At 63.2% G+C, this 18379-nt stretch carries 10 protein-coding genes; 8 read left to right on the plus strand and 2 right to left on the minus strand.

Annotated features, from left to right (window positions below; translation table 11 throughout):
- Window positions 1–7: 7 nt before the first annotated feature.
- Window positions 8–1114 carry a 2-aminoethylphosphonate--pyruvate transaminase gene (locus KU43P_RS09060; RefSeq protein ID WP_317662429.1) on the minus strand — a complete coding sequence of 369 codons (1107 nt, stop codon included), beginning with the start codon at window positions 1112–1114 and terminating at the stop codon, window positions 8–10.
- Between the two features lie 133 nt (window positions 1115–1247).
- Here KU43P_RS09060 and KU43P_RS09065 point away from each other — a divergent pair, with 133 nt between their 5' ends.
- The 8 genes from KU43P_RS09065 (at window position 1248) to KU43P_RS09100 (ending at window position 13435) form a co-directional block, all read left to right on the plus strand.
- Entirely contained in the window at window positions 1248–2111 is an 864-nt protein-coding gene (locus tag KU43P_RS09065) for a LysR substrate-binding domain-containing protein (RefSeq protein ID WP_317662430.1), read from the plus strand.
- A 58-nt stretch (window positions 2112–2169) separates the two neighbouring features.
- Window positions 2170–3198 carry an AraC family transcriptional regulator gene (locus KU43P_RS09070; RefSeq protein WP_317662432.1) on the plus strand — a complete coding sequence of 343 codons (1029 nt, stop codon included), beginning with the start codon at window positions 2170–2172 and terminating at the stop codon, window positions 3196–3198.
- Window positions 3199–3281: 83 nt separating this feature from the next.
- Entirely contained in the window at window positions 3282–7748 is a 4467-nt protein-coding gene (locus KU43P_RS09075; protein WP_317662434.1) for an NEL-type E3 ubiquitin ligase domain-containing protein, read from the plus strand.
- A gap of 131 nt (window positions 7749–7879) precedes the next feature.
- On the plus strand, window positions 7880–9526 hold the full coding sequence (locus tag KU43P_RS09080; RefSeq protein WP_317662435.1) for an acyl-CoA synthetase: 1647 nt from the start codon (window positions 7880–7882) through the stop codon (window positions 9524–9526).
- 12 nt (window positions 9527–9538) lie between these two features.
- The gene (locus KU43P_RS09085; protein WP_317662436.1) at window positions 9539–10306 is read left to right on the plus strand and encodes an SDR family NAD(P)-dependent oxidoreductase; all 768 of its coding nucleotides are present in this window, start codon (window positions 9539–9541) and stop codon (window positions 10304–10306) included.
- A gap of 12 nt (window positions 10307–10318) precedes the next feature.
- Window positions 10319–11512, plus strand: coding sequence for an acetyl-CoA C-acyltransferase (locus tag KU43P_RS09090; protein ID WP_317662437.1), 1194 nt, complete (start codon window positions 10319–10321; stop codon window positions 11510–11512).
- 8 nt (window positions 11513–11520) lie between these two features.
- Window positions 11521–12648: an acyl-CoA dehydrogenase gene (locus KU43P_RS09095; RefSeq protein WP_317662439.1), complete on the plus strand. Its 1128-nt coding sequence runs from the start codon at window positions 11521–11523 to the stop codon at window positions 12646–12648.
- Window positions 12649–12661: 13 nt separating this feature from the next.
- Window positions 12662–13435 (plus strand): enoyl-CoA hydratase, encoded by a 774-nt coding sequence (locus KU43P_RS09100; protein WP_317662440.1) that lies wholly within the window; start codon window positions 12662–12664, stop codon window positions 13433–13435.
- Window positions 13436–13468: 33 nt separating this feature from the next.
- Here KU43P_RS09100 and KU43P_RS09105 read toward each other — a convergent pair whose 3' ends face one another.
- A complete protein-coding gene (locus KU43P_RS09105) occupies window positions 13469–18004 on the minus strand; it encodes a dermonecrotic toxin domain-containing protein (RefSeq protein ID WP_317662441.1) in 4536 nt (1511 codons plus the stop codon).
- Between the last annotated feature and the right edge of the window lie 375 nt (window positions 18005–18379).

Below are 18379 nucleotides of genomic sequence, written 5' to 3' on the forward strand. Positions count from 1 at the left end.
CAGCGAGTCAGATGTCCAGTACTTCCATTTCCCGCAGCACGTCGGCCACGGCAGTGACGGCGGCCTGCATGCCGTCCGCCCCGACCACGCCAATGCAGCCGACGCGGAAGGTCTCGACCTGGGTCAGCTTGCCCGGATAGAGGATGAAGCCCTTGGCCTTGACGCGTTCGTAGAAGTCCTTGAACTGGTAGCGGGCATCGTTCGGCGCATGAAAGGTAACGATGATCGGCGCCTGGATCTCGGCTGGCAGGAAGCTGCGCAGGCCGATGGCGGCCATGCCCTCGAGCAAGGTCTTGCAGTTGTTGGCATAGCGCTGGTGGCGGGCGGGCAGGCCGCCTTCCTCGTTGTACTGCTGCAAGGCCTCGTGCAGGGCCGCGACCACGTGGGTCGGTGGGGTGAAGCGCCACTGTCCGGTCTTGGCCATGTAGGCGTGCTGGTCGTGCAAGTCCATGGCCAGCGAATGGGCATTACCTTCGGCAGCGGCCAGCGCGGTCTTTTCGGCGAATACGAAGCCCATGCCCGGTACGCCTTCCAGGCATTTGCCCGAGGCGGCGATCAGTGCTTCGAAGGGGATCTGGCGGGCGTCGATCGGCAGCGCACCAAAGGAGCTCATGGCGTCGATGATCAGGCGCTTGCCGTGGCGTTTGATCACCTGGGCGATCTCTGGCAGCGGGTTGAGGATGCCGGTGCTGGTTTCGCAGTGGATCAGCGCCACGTGAGTCACGGCCGGGTCCGCGGCGAGCAGGCGGTCGACGTCGGCGGCAGTGGTCGGTTGGTCTTCGGCGGTTTCGAAGGTGCTGAAGGTACGGCCGAGCACTTTGCAGATCTTCGCCAGGCGTTGGCCGTAGGCGCCGTTGATCAGTACCAGGACCTTGCCGTCAGGGGGTACCAGGGTGCCGATGGCGGCTTCCACGGCGAAGGTGCCGCTGCCCTGCAGGGGCACGCAGTGGTGGCTGGCGCTGCCGTCGATGATCGCCAGCAGCTGCTCGCAGACGCTGGCGGTCAGTTGGTTGAAATCGCGGTCCCAGGAGCCCCAGTCCACCAACATGGCTTGACGGGTGCGCAGTGACGTGGTCAATGGGCCGGGGGTCAGCAGAATCGGGGCGTTGCTCATTCCGTGGTTCCTCACAAGCTGCGGTGGTCGCCGGTTGGGTGGGCGCTGAAACTACGGGGCCTAGGTTGCAATTCGCCAAGCTATCAATCAAATTGTTTGTTGTTATGTCAGCTATAAGTCAGGCCGATACGAAATGAACCTGTTCCAGCTTCGTGCTTTCGATGCCGTTGCCCGCGAAGGCAGCTTCACACGTGCCGCCGAGCGTCTGTTCATCAGCCAGCCGGCGGTCACCGGGCACGTCAAGGCACTCGAGGAGCACTATCAGATCACGCTGCTCAGGCGTACCGCTCGGCGCGTCGAACTCACCGAAGAAGGCACGCGCCTGGCGGCCATCACCCGTGCCATGTTCGGCCTGGCCGAGGAGGCGCAGGCCATGCTCGAAGCCAATCGTCAGCTCCTTACCGGGCGTCTGGAGGTGGCTGCCGATGGGCCGCACCGGGTCATGCCCATGCTGGCGCTGCTGCGCGAGCGCTATCCAGGCATTACCGTCAACCTGCGCCTGGGCAATGCGCAGGAGACCCTGGCCGCGCTGCTGTCGGAGCATGCTGACGTCGCCGTGCTGACCGAGATCGAGCCGCGCAAGGGGCTGCATCTGCAGAGCCTCTGCGAGTCGCACTTGTGCGCATTGCTGCCCGTAGGCCACGACTGGGCCAGCGGCGAGGGTGACCTGCCGCTGGCCGCACTGCACCAGCAGATCATGGTCCTGCGCGAGCCGAGCTCGACAACCCGGCGTACGTTCGACAAAGCCTGTGCCCAGGCCAAGGTACAACCGCGTGTACTGCTGGAACTGGACAGCCGCGAGGCGGTGACCGAAGCCGTGGCCTCGGAACTGGGCATTGGTGTTGTCTCGTCGACCGAGGTGGCGCATGACCCGCGTGTGGTGGCTCGACCGTTGGCGGGAGAGGGGCTGCGTAACCAGCACATGCTCGGTTGCCTGGAGCGGCGCCGCGAATTGCGCTTGATCCAGGCCTTCCTTGGCTTGGCGGCAAGCCTGTGAGGCCGCGCCTGGTTGCCGTAAGATGGCCGCCAACGAGCAAGCTGGCGCCGGATGGCCGATGAGCGAGAAAGATACGATTTCCATGCAACTGGTGCGTGAGGCGCTGTTGCAGAGCTGCCCCGACAGTGATGCCGCTGGCGCCCTGCTGCGACGCGCCGGGATCGATGCCAGCCTGTTCGAACAGGCCGATGCACGGGTGCCTGCAAGCGCCTATGCGCGCCTGTGGCGGCTGTTGTCGCAGCGCTGCAATGACGAGTTCTTTGCCATGGATCCCCGTGGCCTGCGAACCGGCAGCCTGGCTCTGCTGGCGCGCGCCGCCATGGCCCAGCCCAGCCTGGGTGAAGCGTTGGACGTGGCCTTGGGTTTCCTTGGCCTGATGCTCGAAGACCTGCAACCGGTACTGGTGCGCCAAGGCAGCCTGGCCGAGATCGTCATTGGCGAGCCGCGGGAGCGACCGCGGCGCGCCTTCACCTATTTCACCTTCTGGATGATCGTGCATGGTGTGGCCTGCTGGTTGGCCGGACGGCGCATTCCCATTCTGGCCATCGACCTGCGCTGCGCCGAGCCAGCGTTCTGCGATGACTATCGGGTGATGTTCTCCGAAAATCTCCAGTTCGACCGGCCACGCACACGCATGATCATCGCCGCCGATTGCCTGGCGCTGACGCCCAGGCGCACGGCGGAAGACCTGCAGCGCTTCCTGGCGGAGGCGCCCGGCAACATTCTTGTCAAGTACCGCGACCCGGACAGCCTGGCCCGGCGCATTCGCCATGACCTGCGCCAGCATGACCCGGCGGGTTGGCCTGATGCCGAGCGCCAGGCGCTTGAGCTGTGCATGTCAGCTTCCACGCTGCGCCGCCGGCTGGCGGAAGAGGGGCAGACCTATCAGGGCCTGAAAGACAGCGTGCGGCGGGAACTGGCGATCAGTTGGCTGGCCGACGCCGAACTTGGCCTGGCGCAGGTTGCCGAGCGCCTGGGGTTCGCCGACAGCAGTTCGTTCTACAAGGCGTTTCGCAAGTGGTTCGGTTGCAACCCGGGACATTACCGCACGTTGGTGTTGCAAGGGGATGGCGCGAGCGTCTCGTAGTTTGCTGCTGCGGCAGTTCCCTCTGCGGTGTCGAACCGCCACTGCAGCACTGTATGCGTTTTCCGACCTTCAGAGGTGTAGTGATGGCGCAAACCAAACAGCCTGTCAGGGCGCTCGACAAGTATGCCGACGCGTTCGTGGCAACCCGGCTTCCCCAGTGGCTCAAGCAAGCATCGCCCGGACAGATCAACAAACTGCGTGACTGTTACACGGCGCATCGCAACAGCCATGAGCCACTGGACAAGGCACTGCGCAGCCTGCCAACGCCCCAGGCCTACGCGCTGAAGGTATTCACACCTTTGCTGTCGAATTCAGCGGCCACACTGGGACTCGACAAAATGGAATGGCTCGATGTGCGTCGTCGCCTGAACGTGCCCGTTGGCATTGGCGTACCCACCGATGAGCTCAGGTACGTGCGAACACCGGCATTGTTGACCCTCATGCAGAATTTCCCCGAGGGCGATCCTTTCTATGAGGGCAGTGGGCTGGTGGTCGCGGGCGAGTCATTGGTACTGATCGATGGGAATGGCTTGGCCAAGCAGTGCCGAAAGGCGGATGCAGGCCAGGGTTATCAGAAATTGCTGGCATCCACCGTCACCGATTCAGTGCTTGGGAAATTGGCCGCGCACAAGCGCACAGGTTTCGCGTTGGCGCTGGAATTGACGGCGCTCAAAGGGCAGCTGGACGGTGCAAGCCATGCAGCATTGCGGGCTGTGGGCACGACCTCGCTCGGGGACAAGCTGCTGCGTGGTTATGCCGGGCAGCTGAAAGTCCTGAATTGCTTGATCGCCGATGCCTTGCTGATCCGGCTGCACGAAGCAGACGGGAAGAACAAGGGCATGGTGCTGTATTTGCCCAGCGATGTGCAGCAGCCGCTACGCTATTTCGCTGATCTCGCGGCGCTGAGCGATGCCTTGGTCAAGGACCTGGGCGAGACGGCATTCAAGCAAAACCTGTGCAATCAGGTGAAGCTGAGGGAACGGGCCAACTTCATCGAAACCCTGAACCAGCGACTGATGGATTCCCAACCCGATCTCCAACTTGAACACGCCACGCTGACAGGCGATGTTTTTGCCGCCCTCGCCAAGGCACATTTCGAACACCTGGAAGACGATGCCAGGATGCTGCTGGTGTCCACGGCCGATGCCGACAAGACTGCTGCGAGCGAGCGCCTGAAGCGGTGGGAGGGGATTGCCATGGGTGCAGCGGGCATCGCCGGCTTGTTCGTCCCGGGGCTGGGTGAGTTGCTACTGGCGCAGCTGCTGGTTCAGGTCACCGAGCAGTTCTACGACGGCGTGACGGATTGGGCGCAAGGCCATCAGCATGAGGCTGCGGAGCATTTGCTCGGAGTGGCGGAAATTGTTGCAGTCACAGCCGTGACTGCGGTCGGAGCCGGCGTGGTCGCTCGCGGCTTCGCGCGTAGCGCCGTTATCGATGAGCTTGAACCGGTCACCGTGAAACAAGATGACGACCGCCTGTGGAAACACGACCTGAGTGCTTACGAAGTCAGCCCCGGTCTGGCGACATTGCAAGATGATGGCTTTTACCATGAGGGTGACCTGCGCTTTTTGCGCATCGATTCGCGCTATTACGAAGTGTATCGACCTGACGAGGCTGGCCCCTGGCGGCTGCTTCATCCAGAGCGTGACGATGCCTTCGAGCCCGAGTTGGTCGGCAATGGCGAACGCTGCTGGCGACTGCGCTTGGAACGCCCATTGGAGTGGGACGACAGCACCTTGATGCTCGAACGGTTGTGGCCAAGCCACCCACCTCGGGAGGCCACAGAGGCCGCACGGATTCTGCAAGTGGCCGGTGTCGATAAAGACGAGCTGCGTGGCTTGCTGGTGGAGAACCGCCAACTGCCGGTGAACTTGCGTGATACGGTGCGGCGCTTCGACGCCGATGCCCGGATCAACCGGTTGTTCAGCGCGCTTGGCCAAGCGCCAGAGACAATTCCCGAAAAGGACATGCTCACCTGGTGCAAGGCACAGGCAGAACTGCAAGGGCTGTCTGACACGCAGATCGGCAGCACGCTGCTGCAGGACCAGGGCCGATGGGGGCATGCTCTGTTCGAGCATCTGACCGCCCCCGGTGAAGTGGATGATGCGGTGCTGGCACTGCTCAAACGCGATTTCCCAGGATTGCCGGATGCCTATGCACGTGAAGCGCTGAGCAGGCTGAAAGTCGACGAGCGCCTGGCCATGGCGGCGAGCCAGCGGTTGAACCTGTCGCTGGCCCAGAAGGCCCGCGCGCTGCTGCAACTGGCACGGGTCAATCGCGCAATCGATGGCGTGTACCTGCAGAACGCCTATACCGACGGTAGTGGTGAACTGGTGATTGCGTTGCTGAGAAAACTGCCTGACTGGCCTGGCGATCTCAATCTCGAACTGCGCAAGGGTAACGAAAGCGGGCCTTTGCTGGCGCAATCGAACCCACAGGGTAACGCCGAGTCGCGCACGGTGATGGTCTATCGGCAAGGCGGCTTTCGCCTGTATGACCACCGAGGGGTGGAGCGCGCCGAGGAAATCGCTGAGCCCGCCAGCCTGTTCGATGCCCTGGTGGCCTTGCTCAAACCTGAACAGCGTACGCGCCTGGGGCTTTCTCAGGACAGCGCGGCGCAACAACTGCGTGAGCGGTTGGCCAAACAACTGCCAGGCCAGCGAAGCCAGGTGTTCAATCTGCTCGGCTGGCGCAATCAGTCGCCATGGTTCAACCCCGGCGCACGCCTGGCCGATGGCCGAGTCGGTTACACCTTGGGCGGCCGCACACCGGGCAGTGAAGTCTCCGTTAGAACCCTGCGCGAGCGTATTCGCGCGTTGTACCCAGGGTTCACCGAAGTGCAGGTCGAGAGCTTTTTCCAGCGTTTGTTGCGCGAGCCTGGTTCGCCCTTGGACCAGCTTCTGGAGCACGAGGACAATTTCAGGCAACTGGACCGCGCGCTCACGCGCTGGGAGCGCGCCACCACGAACGAAAACTTGCGCAATCAGCAACGACAATTCGCTGAACAGCTTCGTCGGGCCTGGCGCCTGGATGGCGGAGTTGAAATCGATCTCGCAGACAACACCGACACGGTGCGCCTGAGTCTCAGTGGCTGGCAGATCGAGCGATTACCGACTCTGCCCGCTGAGGTCGACATGAGCCATATCGGCGAATTGGTGTTGGCCGGCATGGGGCTGCAGGACGTGCCGGCGAACTTCCTGCGTTGCTTTCGCCACGTGCATACCTTGGTCCTCACCAACAATCACCTGACCAGTATTCCTCCAGGCCTTTCCCACCTGCAGTCGTTGCGCACGCTGCGGTTGATGTCCAACCGTATTCGCATGAGCAGCCAGGACCAGGACATGCTGCGTTCGATGCCCTACCTGCACATGGTGGACTTGAGCCATAACCCGTTGCGTAGCCTCAGCCTGAGGTTCAATGAACTGCCACAATTGCGTAGGCTGCGTCTTGACAATTGCCATTTGCAGGTCATGCCTGAAGGCCTTGAGCGCTGTGAGTTTCTGGAGTTCGCGGACCTGAGTGACAACCAGATCCGGACCCTACCGCCCGAACTGGTGCGGATGCCCTGGAGATTCCGGGCGCGGCTGAATCTGAGTCGCAACCCGCTGTCCGCTGCAGAGCGTCAGCGGTTTTACGGGCTGAGTCACCAACGTCACGGTACAGAGTTGAACGTGCCTGTTGACGCTGATGCGCACCTGAACCGATGGCTGGGCGACCAGCCTGAAGCACATCACCCCGCGCGAAGGGCGCTGTGGCAACGGCTGCGGGGGATGGGTGGCAGCAGCGAGCTGTTCGAACTGCTGCAGGCGCTGACTGAAGGCAGCGATTTCACCCATGCAAGAGCATACGTGAGCGACCAGGTGTGGCGATTGCTGTCGGCGCTTGACCAGGATCAAACACTGCGCATGGAAATCTTCGAGAGTGCCCGCGAACCCATAGGTTGTGTGGACAGTTCGGCAGAGCGCTTCAGCCGTCTGCAGATCCAGGCGCTGGCCCATGAGGCGAGCCTGCGCAGTGCGCAAGCCGACGCGGGGCCGGAATTACTGACGCTCGGTCGCCAGTTGTTTCGTCTGGAAGCGCTCGATCGCTTCGCTTTCCAGGCAGTGGAACAGCGGCGGCGGGTGCAAGGTGTTGTTGATGACCTGGAGATTGTGCTCGGCTACCGCATTCACCTGGCCAAAGCGCTCAACCTGCCTTGCCAGCCCCAGAACATGCGCTTTCAGGGCCTGGCTGACATCACCGAAGAGCGTGGGCGGGAGGCGCTGGCTGCCGTGCAGGCAGAGGAAACGCCTGAAGCACTGGCGCAAAGTATCGCCCGCCAAGGGTTCTGGACCGCCTATCTGCGCCAGCAGCACCCTGAAGCCTTCGCCGCAACCGCCAGGGCTTTCGACGCGCGCGGTGAAGCGCTCGATGAGCAGGCCAGCACGTTGACCAGCGAGGACTACACCCAGCGTTGGGATGAGCTCAAATACGAGCGCGAAGCGGCAGAGCAGGCGCTTGAACTGATGTTGACCCGCGACGCGTTGGAGCGGACCACCGGGGAGCGCTAAGGCCAAGGAGCGCCAACGGCCAAACCGCTCATCCAGATTGACAGCTTTGGCCATTGTCCCAGTGCGGCCTTGGCGTGACCATCGTTAGACCTATGGTGCGATTCCAACAATAAAAAACCAGGAGTCTGACGATGCGCGATTACGCCGAGGCCGTCCGTTCGTTCGCCTATGCCGATGCCGTGAGCACGGCACTGCAGGGCAACCTCAAGGGCCTCAATGCCTGTATCGAATGCTGCGATCGGCATGTGGGCGAGGGCAAGACCGCGTTGGTCTGGGAAGACCGCGACGGTAACGGCAAGCGCTACACCTTCGAGCAGTTGCAAGGATTGGCAAGCCGTTTTGCCAATGTCCTCAAGGAACAGGGCGTAAAGCCGGGCGACCGGGTTGCCGGCCTGTTGCCACGAACCCCCGAGCTGCTGGTGACCATTCTTGCCACCTGGCGTCTCGGCGCGGTGTACCAACCGCTGTTCACCGCCTTTGGCCCCAAGGCCATCGAACACCGCCTTGAGCAATCCGGGGCCAAGGTCGTGGTCACCGATCGGGGCAACCGTCCCAAACTCGATGAGCTGACAGTCTGCCCAGTCCGCATCACCGTCAATGCAGCTCGAGGCGAGCTGGATTTCCAGTGCCTGCTCGACGCCGCAGCGCCCGCATGCGACCCGGTTCTGCGCTGTGGCGACGACCCGTTCCTGCTGATGTTCACCTCGGGCACCACGGGCCCGGCCAAGCCGCTGGAAGTGCCGCTGCGGGCAATCGTGGCATTCCAGGGCTACCTGCGCGATGCCATCGACCTGCGCCCGGAAGACCACTTCTGGAACCTGGCCGACCCTGGTTGGGCCTATGGCCTTTACTACGCCGTTACCGGCCCGCTGTCGCTGGGCCATGCCACCACCTTCTACGATGGCCCTTTCAGCGTCGAAAGCTGCGCGCGGGTCATCGCCAAGCTGGGTATCACCAACCTGGCGGGTTCGCCTACGGCTTACCGCCTGCTGATTGCTGCCGGGCGTGAGTTTTCGGCGCCAATCCAGGGGTATCTGCGGGTGGTCAGCAGCGCGGGCGAGCCGCTCAATCCTGAAGTGATTCGCTGGTTCGCCGACGAACTGGGCGTGACCATCCACGACCACTACGGCCAGACCGAGCTGGGCATGGTGCTGTGCAACCATCATGGCCTGCAGCACCCGGTTCACCTTGGCTCGGCCGGCTTTGCCATCCCCGGTCACCGCATCGTCGTGCTCGACGAGCAGGGCAACGAACTGCCTGCCGGCCAGCCTGGCATCCTTGCCGTGGACCGGGAGCAATCGCCGCTGTGCTGGTTCGCCGGATACCATGGTCTGCCCACCAAAAGTTTCGTCGGCAAGTACTACCTCAGTGGCGATACCGTCGAGCTCAACCACGATGGCAGCATCAGCTTCGTCGGTCGTAGCGACGATGTGATCACCACCTCCGGATACCGGGTCGGTCCGTTCGATGTGGAAAGCGCACTGATCGAGCACCCCGCAGTGATCGAGGCGGCGGTGATCGGCAAGCCGGATCCCGAGCGTACCGAGCTGATCAAGGCCTTCGTCGTGCTCGCGGCCGGTGTGAGCGCTACCCCGGAACTCGAAGAGACGCTGCGCCAGCATGTACGCCAGCGCCTCTACGCCCATGCCTACCCACGGGAAATCGAATTCGTCAGCGAGCTGCCCAAGACCCCCAGTGGCAAGCTGCAACGTTTCATCCTGCGCAATCAGGAAATTGCCCTACAACAAGCGGCGCATGCCAACCGCGCCAGCGCCTGAAGGAAATGCATCATGCAGATAGCCAACAGCAACTTCATCGTCAGCGGCGCGGCCTCGGGGCTGGGTGCCGCAACCGCGCACATGCTGACCGAGGCCGGTGCCAACGTCATGCTGGTCGACCTCAATGCCCAGGCCGTGGAAGTCACAGCGCGCGAGCTGGGTGACCGTGCACGGTTCGCGGTGGCCGACATCAGCGACGAGCAGGCCGCCAAGGCAGCCGTAGACGCCGCCGTGGCCGCCTTTGGCAGCCTGCACGGGCTGGTCAACTGCGCAGGCATCGTCGGTGCCGAGAAAGTATTGGGCAAGCAGGGGCCCCATGGGCTGGCCAGCTTCGCCAAGGTCATCAACGTCAACCTGATCGGCAGTTTCAACCTGCTGCGCCTGGCGGCCGCGGCCATGGCCGAAGGCGCCGCCAACGCTGAAGGCGAGCGCGGGGTGATCATCAATACGGCGTCGATTGCCGCCTACGACGGCCAGATCGGCCAGGCTGCCTACGCAGCGTCAAAGGGCGCCATCGCCAGCCTGACCTTGCCGACCGCCCGCGAGCTGGCGCGCTTCGGCATTCGGGTAATGACCATCGCCCCGGGCATTTTCGAAACCCCGATGATGGCCGGCATGACCCAGGAGGTCCGCGACTCGCTGGCCGCCGGTGTACCGTTCCCACCTCGCCTGGGCCGCCCCGTCGAATACGCGGCACTGGCTCGTCACATCATCGAGAACAGCATGCTCAATGGCGAGGTGATCCGCCTCGACGGTGCGCTGCGCATGGCTGCCAAGTAAGGAGAAACGAACATGACCCTTGCCAACGATCCGATCGTCATCGTCAGCGCCGTGCGCACGCCCATGGGTGGGCTGCAGGGCGACCTCAAGAGCCTGACCGCGCCGCAACTGGGCAGCGCTGCCATCCGCGGTGCTGTGGAACGTGCCGGTATCGACGCTGCCAGTGTCGAGCAGGTGCTGTTCGGTTGCGTACTGCCTGCCGGCCTGGGCCAGGCTCCGGCACGCCAGGCCGCGCTGGGCGCCGGGCTGGACAAGCACACGACGTGCACCACCTTGAACAAGATGTGCGGCTCGGGCATGCAGGCTGCGATCATGGCCCACGACCTGCTGCTGGCCGGTAGCGCCGACGTGGTGGTGGCCGGCGGCATGGAAAGCATGACCAATGCCCCATACCTGCTCGACAAGGCGCGCGGCGGTTACCGCATGGGGCACGGCAGGATCATCGACCATATGTTCATGGATGGCCTCGAGGATGCCTACGACAAAGGGCGCCTGATGGGCACCTTTGCCGAGGACTGCGCCCAGGCCAACGCCTTCAGCCGCGAAGCCCAGGACCAGTTCGCCATCGCTTCGCTGACCCGCGCCCAGGAGGCGATCAGCAGCGGTCGGTTCGCGGCCGAGATCGTTCCGCTGGAAGTCACCGAGGGCAAGGAAAAACGCATCGTCAAGGACGATGAGCAGCCACCCAAGGCGCGCCTGGACAAGATCCCGCAGCTCAAGCCCGCGTTCCGCGAAGGTGGCACCGTCACCGCCGCCAACGCGAGCTCGATCTCCGACGGTGCTGCGGCACTGGTGCTGATGCGCCGCTCCGAAGCCGACAAGCGTGGCCTCAAGCCGCTGGCGGTGATTCATGGCCATGCGGCGTTCGCCGATGCCCCGGCACTGTTCCCCACCGCGCCGATCGGTGCCATCGACAAGCTGATGAAACGCACTGGCTGGAACCTGGGCGAGGTCGACCTCTTCGAGATCAATGAAGCCTTTGCCGTGGTCACCCTGGCGGCCATGAAGCACCTGGACCTGCCCCACGAGAAGGTCAATATCCACGGCGGTGCCTGCGCCCTGGGCCACCCGATCGGTGCCTCCGGCGCGCGCATCCTGGTGACCTTGCTGTCGGCCCTGCGCCAGAACAACCTGCGCCGTGGCGTGGCAGCCATCTGCATTGGCGGTGGCGAGGCCACGGCCATGGCAGTCGAATGCCTGTACTGAGGTGAGCCATGCTGGTAACTGACGAGCAACAACAGATCGCCGACGCCGTGCGCGAATTTGCCCAAGAGCGGCTCAAGCCGTTTGCCGAGCAGTGGGACAAGGCCCACCGCTTCCCGAAAGAGGCCATCGAGGAGATGGCCGGCCTGGGCCTGTTCGGCATGCTGGTGCCGGAACAGTACGGCGGCAGCGACACCGGCTACGTGGCCTATGCCATGGCGCTGGAGGAGATCGCCGCTGGGGATGGCGCCTGCTCGACCATCATGAGCGTGCACAACTCGGTGGGTTGCGTGCCGATCCTCAAGTTCGGCACCGAGCAACAGAAGCAGCAGTTCCTCGCGCCGCTGGCCAGTGGCGCGATGCTCGGCGCCTTCGCTCTGACCGAGCCCCAGGCCGGCTCCGATGCCAGCAGCCTGAAAACCCGTGCGCGGCTGGACGGCGATCACTACGTACTCAATGGCAGCAAGCAGTTCATCACGTCCGGGCAGAACGCGGGTGTGGTCATCGTCTTCGCCGTCACCGACCCAGACGCCGGCAAGCGGGGGATCACGGCCTTCATCGTGCCCACCGATAGCCCTGGCTACCAGGTGGCGCGGGTCGAGGACAAGCTCGGTCAGCACGCCTCCGATACCTGCCAGATCGTCTTCGACAACGTGCGGGTGCCGGTGGCCAACCGCCTGGGCGAGGAAGGGCAGGGCTACAAGATCGCCCTGGCCAACCTCGAAGGTGGGCGCATCGGTATCGCCTCGCAGTCGGTGGGCATGGCCCGCGCAGCCTTCGAAGTGGCGCGCGACTACGCCAACGAGCGCCAGAGCTTTGGCAAAGCCTTGATCGAGCACCAGGCGGTGGCCTTCCGCCTGGCCGACATGGCCACGAAAATTGCCGTGGCGCGGCAAATGGTGCTGCATGCTGCGGCGCTGCGCGATGCCGGGCGTCCGGCCCTGGTGGAAGCCTCGATGGCCAAGCTTTTCGCCTCGGAAATGGCCGAAAAGGTCTGTTCGGATGCCTTGCAGACGCTTGGTGGTTATGGCTATCTGAGCGACTTCCCGCTGGAGCGGATCTACCGCGACGTGCGTGTCTGCCAGATCTACGAAGGCACCAGCGACATTCAGCGCATGGTCATTGCGCGCAATCTTTGAAGGAGCAGTCTGCATGGCATTTGAAACCATTCTGTTGGACATCCACGGCAAGGTCGGCCTGATCACCCTGAACCGCCCGCAGGCGCTCAATGCGCTGAACGCGCAGATCGTCGGCGAGATCAACCAGGCCCTGGACCAGCTGGAGAAAGACCCGAACATCGGTTGCGTGGTACTGACCGGTTCCGCCAAGGCCTTTGCCGCGGGCGCCGACATCAAGGAAATGGCCGACCTGCAATACCCGCAGATCTATGTCGATGACCTGTTCAGCGATGCCGATCGTGTTGCCAACCGGCGCAAGCCGATCATCGCTGCCGTGTCCGGCTTCGCCCTTGGCGGTGGCTGCGAACTGGCGATGATGTGCGACTTCATTCTCGCCGCCGATAACGCCAAGTTCGGCCAGCCCGAAATCAATCTGGGCGTGCTGCCCGGCATGGGCGGTACCCAGCGCCTGACCCGCGCCGTGGGCAAGGCCAAGGCCATGGAGCTGTGCCTGACCGGCCGCCTGATGGGCGCCGAGGAAGCCGAGCGTGCCGGCCTGGTCGCCCGCGTGGTACCGCAGGCCGAGCTGCTCGAAGAAGCCCTGAAAGTGGCGGCCACCATTGCCAGCAAATCGATCCCGGTGAGCATGATGGTCAAGGAGAGCGTCAACCGTGCGTTCGAAGTCACCCTCAGCGAGGGGGTGCGCTTCGAACGCCGGGTGTTCCATGCCGCGTTCTCCACCGAAGACCAGAAGGAAGGCATGGCCGCCTTCATCGCCAAGCGTGAGGCGCAGTTCAAGGATCGTTGAGATCCCTGGCCAGACCCTTCTGCGCGCAACCACTCAGGGTGTGAAGAAGTAAGCGTTCGCCGCGGCCCGATCGATCGGGCTGCGGTGGACCTCGACTTCACGGCCGTCAGGATTCTTGGCCAACCGACCGCGCTCGTAGCGTTGCTCGGCGGTCTTGAGATGACCTGCGGTGTAGTCGGCCTGCCGCGTGTTCATGGCGGGGTAGTGGAAGTGGGCAAACCAGTGCGCCTGGTTCTGGTGGCGTATGACGAACTCTTCCAGATAGTCGTCGCTGCGCCCTGCGACCTTGGCCAGTTTGTGGCGTGGCCCGGTCGACTCGATCACCACCTGTTCCCGCTCCAGCAGGAACTGCAGCTCACCCATCCTGGGGGCCTGCAGCAGTGCCACTCGTGCCCGCTGTGCGGTCGCCTGATCGGCCAAGGTCGATGACATGTCCTCTATCGCCTTGATGCTGATGGCTGCGTCAGCATCCGGCGTGCCTTCGTCGGTCTGGTTGTCGCGTGTCAGGCGCAACTCGATGGCGGCGCGGTGCTCGTCCAGTCGTGCGCGATGGCCAAGCAGGCTGTCCTGGATGTCGACCGGGATATAGGTGTTGGCCTTCTTGCTCTGCATCAGGGCGACTTCCTTGCGGGCACCATCGAGTAACCGGGTGCTTTGCTTGAGCAGCGTCTTCAACATCGCAGGTGCCTTGCCCGGTGACGTATTGGTCTTGTTTATCGGAGTGGGCTCGACGGCGGCCCACAGGTCGTCTTCGCGCTTGTAAGCAGCAGAGACAGAGTCGCCCTCGACCCCTGGAATGTCGACGATGTCGTTGTCATCTGTACGGGGTTGGCCAAGCAGCAGACCGTCATCGCGGGTTTCGATGAGCCCGGGCAGTTGCTCGTTCAACTGGGATATCGTGCTGCGCTCGTCGTTCCCGGGATACTCCGAGCGCTCGAAGTCGACGCTGGTGCTGATGGCGTTGACATCGCTCCTCAGGTCATTGAGCAATGGGGGCACGTTGTCCTTGCCGAAGGCGTCTGCCAGGGCACTTAGCCGAGTCCTGGCTTTGCCCAGATTCGAGGCGATGCTTTGCAGCACCCGCCGCATGACCTCATCGCTGGCGTTGGCTTGCTTGTGCAGTTGCAAGTACTGACTGATGGCCAGATCGATGTTGCGCCAGGCACGCAAGAGCCAGATACCTTCATTGTGTTCTTCGTCGAGAATCAGGCGGTCGAAGCGGTTCTCGCAGCGTATGAAGCGCCAGTGCACGATCGTCCAACTGCCCTGGTGCGGCTCGATCTGTCTCAGCATCTCGGTCACCTTGGGCAGGGCCGGACCGGCCAGTCGGCGCATCTGTCCCAGGCATTGGGTGAAGGCGGTGGCATTGTCGAAGAGCTGGTCGATCAGGCCTCCCGTATCTTCCAGGCGTTTTCGAAGAATGATGACGTCTGTGGGGGAGAGCTCGGCCAGGCGATCAATCATGCCCGTCAGGTGCGCGCGTTCGGGCTTGTAGAGGCGCAACTGCAATTCACGTATCTGCAACTGGCATTCGAGCTGATGGAACAGGGTGCCGGCGCGCTTGAGCTTGTAATCTTGCACCGGGGTTTGTGCGTTCAGCTCGTGCAGGCGCTGGATATGTTCTGCGATGAACGCCTCAAAGACTTGCAGTTTTTCCAGGCAGCCGCGAATGACGCGAGGCTCATTGGAGCCTTGCCCCAGCGTGCTGACTTTCCTGAGTTCGGGTAGTCGGGCGACGATGCTTTTCGAGTCGGTGACCAGGCGTTTGGCCAACTCCTCGGTGCTTTTCCTGATGGTGTCCTTCGATTTGGCGATCTGCTTCCTGGGAGGCATGCCACCTCTGAGGCGCAACCCAAGGTCCAGCTGCCAGCGGTCCGCTTCATCGCGCCGCAGCCACGGGCCGAGTGCGCTGCCATCGGCTGTGCCGACGATTCGAAACTGTTCGCTCACAGCATCGAGTTGCACCTTGTAGACCTTGCCTTCGATCCGACCGTACAGCTGGTCGGCATGCAAGTAGAGGCCGCGCATGGGGCCAGAGGGCACCGCGGAACCGAGGGTGTCGGCCGAAATGTCGGCCCGCAGCTCGTCGAGCGCACTGGCCTGCTTGCTGTCGAGCTTGAGCGTCGGTTGCGCCCAACCGAATTCGAGCCGTGTCTCGGTCGGGCTGGTGACCACCACCGGTGCAGGCGTCTGTGCCTGCTGCTGGCCGGGAGGCAGGGCAGCGTCCAGAGGGTGCTCCTGCTCCATACGGTCCATCGCGTGGTTGAAGATCAGAAAGGCGACATTGACCAGCAGTGCTATCCAGTCTGCGCTGCGGTCTCCCGGCTGGTTGTTCTCGTTGGCCTGCACCAGATGGGCGAACGCGGTTTCCATCTGCACCAGCCAGGCGGCTTCGGCTATGGGGCCTTCTACGAACGGCAAGACCGTGTTGAGCAACAGCCAGCCCAACTCCTCCCAGCGTTGCCAACGGGTTTCGTCGCTGCTGGCCGATCGTTCCTTGAAGTTGTGCAACGCTTCCTCGACGCAGGCCTCGTAGATGGCGCCAACCCCATCGACGACAGGGGCTTCGCGTGACAGGGTCACCGGTGCCGGCTTGCTCGATGCGACCGCCCAGTCATCTTCCAGCGGGAAGAAAAGATGCGGTTCCATGAAACCACCATGCTTGTACACCCGCCGGTCTTCTTCGGGCAGTCGATGAATGATGTCATCCTGCAGGTCGCCGCTTTCGCTGAGTGCCACCAGTAAAGCAAGGCGATCGCGAAACTCTACGATGGGCTCGTGGTGCAAGGGGCGGTAAAGCAGGCAGCTCTGGCCGGGCAAGGTGTCGTTTTCTATCAACCAAGCGTTGCGCGGGTGGTCAGGGAACGCGTCCATCGTTCTCAGCAGGCCCAACGGGCGCATGACCCAGTGATCGTGTTCATCGGGCAGCGCAGCGAACAGCTGTTCGACGGCGATGATCGCCAGCAGTGAGGGATGCCCGTGCTGGAGATACCGGGTCATGAGCTGCGTTGGCAGTTGGCTGCGCAATTGATCGGCAAGCAGTCGCTGCCGCTCGTTGCTCTGTTGGGCATCGTCGAGGAGCAGAGCCTTCAATTTTTTCGGGTAGGTCGCGCCGATGTCGGCTTCGTCGATCAGGGCACGCAGCGCCGATGTATCGAGCCAGGTGGGGATGGGTTGTCCATCGGTCGTTTCCAGCGTGACTCGCCCCGGCTTGAGCAGCCCGAGGTTGGCGATGGCCAGCTGCGTCAGGCTGAAGGTCACCGCTTGCGTGGTGCCTTCGCTCACCAATTGCCCTCCCGTCGGAATTGCCGTGGCGGTGGTCTGGTGGTTGATCACCCGCACGGCAGCAGGGTCAAGGGTCGACGTAGGATGATCACGGCGAATCAGTGCGCTCAGGCGCTCGCTGGCGAAGGCCTGTGCGCTGGGTACGCCGCTCAGCCAGGTCTTGCCGTCGGCGTCGGTGCTGCTGCGGGCGACATCGGTCAGCATCGAGCTGTAGACGATCAGCGCCTTGGGGTCGCCATCGCGCATCCAGCTGGGGAGTTGGTCGATGAGGTTTCCATGACCCGCCAGGTCGTCCATGCTGCACAGGTGCGCCAGCGAGCTGAGGCGGTCCAGGGCATCTGCCAGCTGCTGGGCACTGCCTTGGGTATGAAAGCCGGTGGCGGCGATCTCGATACCTTCGAGTTGCTGCTGCAGCAGGTTTGCAGCCTGCGCCTGAAACACTTGCCGCTCGGGTGTGGCCAGTTTTACGGCGGGTGGTGACTTGGCGATGATCGCTGGCCAGTGCTCGCTGATGGCTCCCAGCAAGCGCGTGCGGGAAGGGAAGGACAGCAATCGGCCCCCGGGGGTGAAGAGCAAGGTGAAGGGTGGGCGGCCAGGAGCGTCCTGGCGCTCGATCAAGACAGCGCTGGCCAGGTTGGGGTCCAACTGCCAGTCGGCGGAAAAATTGGTGGCTACCGTCTGCAGCATGATGCCGTGTTCGGCGCAAAGCTTGAGCTGGTCGTCGTAATTGGCAGGCTCTTCGGCGAGTGCCTTGAGCGCGGCTTGGGCGGCAGGCAGCTCATGCTTTGCAGCGGCTTCGGCCACCGCGCTGCGCAAGCGCTCCTGCAGATGGTTGCTCAGCCAGGACCAAGGGGTTTCACCGCTGCGGTCGGCCGCGCACCAGAAGTCGACCAGTGCTGCGTTGAAACTGTCGAGAAGAAGCGGGCCGCATTCGTTTATCAGGGCTTCGAGGCGCACCAGATCGACCGGCACCGGCTGCTCGGGTTCGATGCGCAGCTCGCGGCAGACGACATCCAGCCCCGGGGTCAGATTGAGGGTGGCGCGCAGGCAGTAGCGCTCTGCCAGCAACTGATACAACGGGCGGACATAGGCGATACCCGGCACAGGGCCGAAACTGGCCAGTTGCAGACCCACTGGGTCGAGTGTGGCGTCGAAGCCGTAGGCGGGCCATTGTTCCACAAGCAGGCTGGCGGCAACCTCGAACAGTCGAGGGCGGTTGGCGAAGGTCTGGGCGATCTGGCATGGCAGCGTGGTGTTGCGACGTAGCCTGTTGACGGCGGGCATGGCGGCGGTCTCGGTGATGGTCCCGCCGCTATTAGGCCGTCAGGGCGACGGCTTGGTGTACTACAGATTTACTGCCAGGCCTGCGGACTGCGCAAGGAAGCAGCGTCGAGAGAACCCGCAGAATTAGGGGGGCAAGCCGGTGGGGTAGCAGGTTGCTGCCAGTGTCTTCCACTGCCTTGGGCAGGTTTTCCGATCGGAAAATGACAGCCGGCAGGCAGATTCCACCTCATTTCGGTCAAATCCACCGTCATTGGTGTTGCCCCTGGCGACGCGGCGCCTTAGACTTCCGCCCCCTGTAAAAGAGTGCCAGTTGGCGCTTGAAGAATTCCGCTGCCGATGCCAGTGCGTCGGCGGCACCTGAATCGCCCAAATGCA

The organism is Pseudomonas sp. KU43P, from assembly GCF_033095865.1.
Lineage (GTDB): Bacteria > Pseudomonadota > Gammaproteobacteria > Pseudomonadales > Pseudomonadaceae > Aquipseudomonas.